6 protein-coding genes and 1 pseudogene are annotated in these 5,315 nt (G+C 64.1%); all 7 read left to right on the top strand.

The window, feature by feature from the left end; genetic code table 11:
• The coding region (locus tag BRO63_RS04485) for a DUF3577 domain-containing protein (protein WP_088138661.1) at window positions 1-655 on the top strand (655 nt) is incomplete at its 5' end.
• Between the two features lie 54 nt (window positions 656-709).
• On the top strand, window positions 710-1,408 hold the full coding sequence (locus BRO63_RS04490; RefSeq protein WP_033981914.1) for a DUF3275 family protein: 699 nt from the start codon (window positions 710-712) through the stop codon (window positions 1,406-1,408).
• Window positions 1,409-1,502: 94 nt separating this feature from the next.
• The gene (locus BRO63_RS04495; protein ID WP_003158624.1) at window positions 1,503-1,904 is read left to right on the top strand and encodes a hypothetical protein; all 402 of its coding nucleotides are present in this window, start codon (window positions 1,503-1,505) and stop codon (window positions 1,902-1,904) included.
• A gap of 82 nt (window positions 1,905-1,986) precedes the next feature.
• Complete coding sequence (locus BRO63_RS04500) at window positions 1,987-2,637, top strand: hypothetical protein (protein ID WP_003158625.1); 651 nt, start codon at window positions 1,987-1,989, stop codon at window positions 2,635-2,637.
• 40 nt (window positions 2,638-2,677) lie between these two features.
• The gene (locus tag BRO63_RS04505) at window positions 2,678-3,823 is read left to right on the top strand and encodes a DUF6094 domain-containing protein (protein ID WP_254920059.1); all 1,146 of its coding nucleotides are present in this window, start codon (window positions 2,678-2,680) and stop codon (window positions 3,821-3,823) included.
• 100 nt (window positions 3,824-3,923) lie between these two features.
• Window positions 3,924-4,235: a hypothetical protein gene (locus BRO63_RS04510; protein WP_033981916.1), complete on the top strand. Its 312-nt coding sequence runs from the start codon at window positions 3,924-3,926 to the stop codon at window positions 4,233-4,235.
• Between the two features lie 135 nt (window positions 4,236-4,370).
• Window positions 4,371-5,315: pseudogene (locus BRO63_RS04515) on the top strand (DEAD/DEAH box helicase family protein); the annotation flags it as partial.

The following is a 5,315-nucleotide window of genomic DNA, read 5'->3' on the forward strand; positions in this document are numbered from 1 at the left end:
CTTTCGCCTCGGCGACCTGTGGGGCGATGCGTACATCCGCGACAAGGGCGAGCAGAAAGGCCAAGCCGCCGCGTCCCTCAAGGCGCGACTGCTCAAGGCCGAGCCACTTGACCGAGCCGAACTGGCTTCGATCAGGCATCACGAGCTGATCACCCGCGGCATCGGCTACCTCAGCCGTCCGAAGGACGTCACGCCCAAAGATGGCGACCCGTTCCTCTCTTGCACCGTCGCCGCGCTGGCCGGGCCTGTCGATGAACCGGAGTATCGGTACTTCGACACCATCGTTACCACCCCTGAAGCCGAGCATCTGGTTCGCCGGTGCGTGCAGGCCATCGAAGGGGACTGCAAGGTGCTGATCGCCTTCCGTCTCAACGACATGAAGATCGATCCGTACATCCGCACCAAGGGTGAACGCGCTGGGGAACCGGCCGCAAGCCTGGAATCGACGCTGATCCACATCGGCCTGATCAAGATCGACGGCACCAAGGTCTATCCGACGAGCCCCGCGCAAGCCGAGACGCCGCCAGCCCAGGACGCATCCGCGTCCGAAGCCGAGGACGCCGGCCCCGCTGCCGATCAGCCTGCCGAGCCCGCCGAGCGCGAGCCCGAAGGTGAAGTGGAGAAGCAGGAGCCGGCATTGGCTGCTTCGTTCTGATCGGCAAGGCCCTCGCGGGCCTTGTCGTTTTCCCAATCGCTAAGGAGAACCATCATGGCAGCCACATCGGCATCCGATAAATCGGTTTCGCCCATTGTCGTCCCCGGCCAACTCACGCTGCGCACCATTCGCGGCAAGAACGGCCCCTTCACCGTCGGTCGCCTCGCCACGCACCTCGGTACGTTCGAGGTCAAGGACCCGGAGCTGGAGCAATACCCCGAAGGCAAGTACGACGGGGAATTCATCATCAGGTACATCTTCCCGAAGTCCTACCCGGTCGGTGGTGGCATGCGTTTCGAAATCCGCGCCAGTCTGGACGGAATGACGCTCTACGACATCGACAAACTGAGCCGTGACGAGGCACGCAGCTTCGCCACTCAGGACCTCGATCCACTTGACGAAGAGCTGGGCGCACAGCCTGCGGTAACGCCGGCAATACCGGCCAAACCAGCCAAATCGTCCAGGCCCGCCAAGCCCGCACCTGTGCAGGCATCCGCAGACCCGCTGGTCGATACCACCCCCTTTGGTGTGGATGCGCCGACGCCCGCTACGGCGACTGCCTCCGGCAGTACCGAAGAGGGCGATGCCGCGCTGTTCGGCCTGCTGTGGCCACTGGATGAGTCCGTGAAACTGGATTCGACCATCGACCGCCGCACCCTGCGCGCGCAGATCGCTCGCTTGAGCGAACTGGGTTATGCGCTGGACTTCAAGACGCAAGAGTGGAGCCGCCAGGCCGAACTGCAACCCGCGTAGTACGGAACGCTGCATCTGCGGTGTTCCTCACCCACCCGCCGGGGGCCTTCCCCTCGGGGGAAGCCTCCGGCTTCATTTCTCCCGGAGGCCTCTCATGGGCTGGTATTTCTCCCCCCAATCGCGGTCTGAACTGATCGCGGAACTGATCACACCGCAAGAGACCGAGCGCACCAGCGTGAAGGTCATCGCCCACGCACTGCGTGGCAACGTCCTCTGGTCTGTTACGCAAGTGACGGCCAAAGCCGACGGCGTACATCGTGATCTCGCGCCAGGTCAGTCCCTGCGCTATATCCGCTGCGATCTGCTGCAACGCAGCGGCGGCCAGTGGGGCTACAAGCCGCTGGACGAATCCATGCACCCGTACTACTACTCGTGCCCGCTGTCCTATCTGGATCTCGCACCGGAGCAATCCGCCGACTGGCGTGCAGGCGTTCGCGCCTACCACGCGCAGAGGCGCATACCCAAAGCAGCCCCGGCTACGACGCTGACGGCCTGAACCAGGGCGTTTGCCCTACCACCCCAAGGGGCAGCAATTGCCCCAGCGGCGCTGCTGTTCCCGCTTATCCGAGGACACCACCATGCCCGCAAACCCTTCTTCCACCACGCTGTATCGCATCGACGAATGCCCGGACGTGATGGCCGACGCTTGCGTCGGCGATGACCAGGGCAATCTGATCTTCCTGTCGATCTGGGCGCGGGACACCGCCGTCCAGCAGTTCCTTGCTCGCCTGACCCTCGGGCGTGACGAGCAAGGCCTGGAGCAGTTCCACGTCATCACCGACCAGGGCGGCAGCGTCCCGGTGTTCGTCGGCAACGTCGATCGCCTGGAAAAGCGCATGACCCGCGCCTACCGGCGAACGCTGTTCGGTTCGCTGTCCAACGTGTGGCTGTTCGATCGGCGCTGCGTCAAGCCCGACAAGGCCAACGCCAGCGCACTGGCATTGCTGCCCCGCGATAGCGACCACCGGCTTGACCGCCTGTGGACGTTGGTGCAGGACACCTGCCCACTGCCATTGCTCGACCACTGGCGCGAAACCGTGCTGGAACTGCTGCAAAGCCGCGAGATGCTGACCCGCCTGCCGTTCGCCCTCGGGCCTTTGGTGGGCCATCGGCTCGCCATCGACGTGCCGGCGCTGACCCAGGCGCTCGGCTCGCTGATCCGCAGTGACGTGCTCACCGCCTATCCCTATCCGGCCAAGATTTGGACGCCGGAAACGGTAGCGGCTTGACCCACCTGCGCAGGCACGCCAAGGCGTGCCTGCGCCAATCATCCCCGCCAACCAGGAGACTTCCATGGCTCTCATGTTCCCGCGGCTCGCCCGCAATTTCGTGAAAAACGGGTACTTCCCGACCGACGAACCCACGCTCGAAAGAGCGCTCAACGCATTGATGCCCAGTAACTCTGAATCCAATGGGCCGATGTGCATCCTCGATCCCTGCGCCGGCGAAGGCGTGGCAATCGCTGAAGCGGCTCATGCCCTGGGGCGCGAGCATGCCAAGGCGTTCGCCGTCGAGTTCGACGCAGAGCGGGCGCGCCATGCCCGTGGTCTGGTCGATCACTGTCTGCACGCGGACCTGATGGACACGATGATCTCCAAGCAGTCCTTCGGTCTGCTCTGGCTCAATCCGCCGTATGGCGACCTGTCCAAGGACGTCAACGGCAACATTGGCTATCAAGGTCAGGGCCGAGCCCGCCTCGAAAAGCTGTTCTACCAGCGCACGCTGCCCCTGTTGCAGTACGGCGGCGTGCTGGTCTTCATCGTCCCCGGCTACGTGCTCGATGCCGAGCTGGTCGGCTGGCTGACACGCCACTACACCGACCTGCGGATCTATCGAGCGGTGGAAACGCAGTTCAAGCAGGTGGTGATCTTCGGGCGACGGGTGCGTCAGCGTGAGCAGACACCCGATGCCGTCAAGGCCGTGCGCAGTCTGTTGCTGCAGATTGGGCTTGGCGAAATCGAAGCCGAGGAGCTGCCGAGCGAATGGCCGTTCCTGCCGTACATCGTCCCCGCCAGCCCGGCGGAGCCGGGGCATTTCTTCCGCGTGACGATGGAGCCGGAGCAGTTCGCCGATGAGGTTGGCAGACTGCAAGGCCTCTGGCCGTCGCGGGATACGCAGTTGGGGGCCGCGCAGCAGACGCTACGTCCACCGGCGCGGGCCTTGTCCCACTGGCATCTCGCCCTGGCTCTGGCCGCAGGCGCGATCTCGGGAGTCGTGCAATCCAAGACGGGGCGCGTGCTCGTCGTCAAAGGTGATACCCACAAGGACAAGACGCTCCAGCGGGAATTCACCGAGCGCGAAGACGGCTCGATCGCCGAGACGCGCATCCTCACCGACAAGTTTGTTCCCGTCATCCGCGCGTGGGACATGACGCCTGATTCCCCGACACGGGGCGAGGTGTTGACCATTCGCTGATTGTTTTTCACCGCCGACGGTTCGCCGTCGATTTTTCCACCCACCGGGGTCCAGTCGCCCCGATGGGGTGCCGTGGCCCCTCCATATCCAGGAGCCTTCCATGGCAGCCCAAGCACTTTCCATCAGCCAGACACCGAGCCTGCGCTTCTCGCCAGGCCAGGTGGTCATGACCTGCGGCGTCGATGACCTGGTCCGACAGGGCCGGCTCAACCCGACTCCCTACCTGCGTCGCCACCTCGGCGGCGATTGGGGCGACCTCGACGACAGCGACAGGCGGCAGAACGATGCCGCGCTGAAGTCCGGCGAGGATCGTCTGTTTTCTTCTTACCAGGTCACACCCGGCCTGAAGATTTGGATCATCACCGAATGGGATCGCAGCGTCACCACGCTGTTGCTGCCCAACGAGTACTGACCGCGAGTTGTCACCGCAGGCCAAGGAGCGCCTGTACTGTCCAACCACCGACGGTTCGCCGTCTCTCTTCCCACCACGGGGCATGTCATCGCCCCGCTGGGGTGGTGCATGCCCCATTTTTCTTGGAGCATCACCATGTCCATCGATCTCGAAGCCACCGCCGCTGAAGCCACGTCCGTCCAGGGCGAGCTGCTCGAAGCGGAATCATCCCCTCTGACCCTGAGCCTTCAGGATTTTGTCGGCGAGTTCGGCGACGAACTGCTCGACTCTCTCAACCGCGCCAACCCGCCGGTCTATACCGGCCAAGCGCAAGCACAGCGGCAACTTGTCGTTGCCAGCCTCAAGCGCAAGCTGTTCCAGGCCCAGGCCGACGTTGTCCATGCTGCCGCCGAGCTGCTGGTCGATCAAGGCGAACGCGCTGCGATCGTCAATGGCGAAATGGGCTGCGGCAAGACGACCGTCGGCATCGCCACGGCCGCGGTGCTCAACGCCGAAGGCTACCGCCGCACGCTGGTACTTTCGCCTCCCCACTTGGTCTACAAGTGGCGGCGCGAGATCCAGGAGACGGTGGCCGGCGCCAAGGTCTGGGTGCTCAATGGCCCGGATACGCTGGTCAAGCTCATCAAGCTGCGCGAGCAGTTGGGTGTGCAGCCCACGGGCCAGGAGTTTTTCATCCTGGGCCGCGTCAGGATGCGGATGGGGTTCCACTGGAAGCCGGTCTTCACCCAGCGGCGCACCCGCCACGGCGACGTGGCAGCGTGCCCGAACTGCGGCACGGTCATCACGGACCTCGACGGCGAACCGGTCAACCCGATCTCGCTCGAAGCCGAGGAGTCCCGCAGGAAGTGCAGCCACTGCGCCGCGCCCCTGTGGACGCTGATCCGCCCGCGTAGTCTGTCCGGCAGCGACCAGTCCTCGGTCGTCCTCAAAGCCTTGAAGCGTATCCCGACCATCGGGGAAGTCACCGCGCAGAAGTTGATGCAGAAATTTGGTGACGGCTTCCTGGCCTCGATGCTGGGTGACAACATTCATGAGTTCATCAACCTCATGGATGGCAACGGCGAGCTGGTGTTTTCCGAC

The sequence above is a fragment of the Achromobacter xylosoxidans genome, from assembly GCF_002192695.1.
Taxonomy (GTDB): Bacteria; Pseudomonadota; Gammaproteobacteria; order Burkholderiales; family Burkholderiaceae_B; genus Achromobacter; species Achromobacter xylosoxidans_C.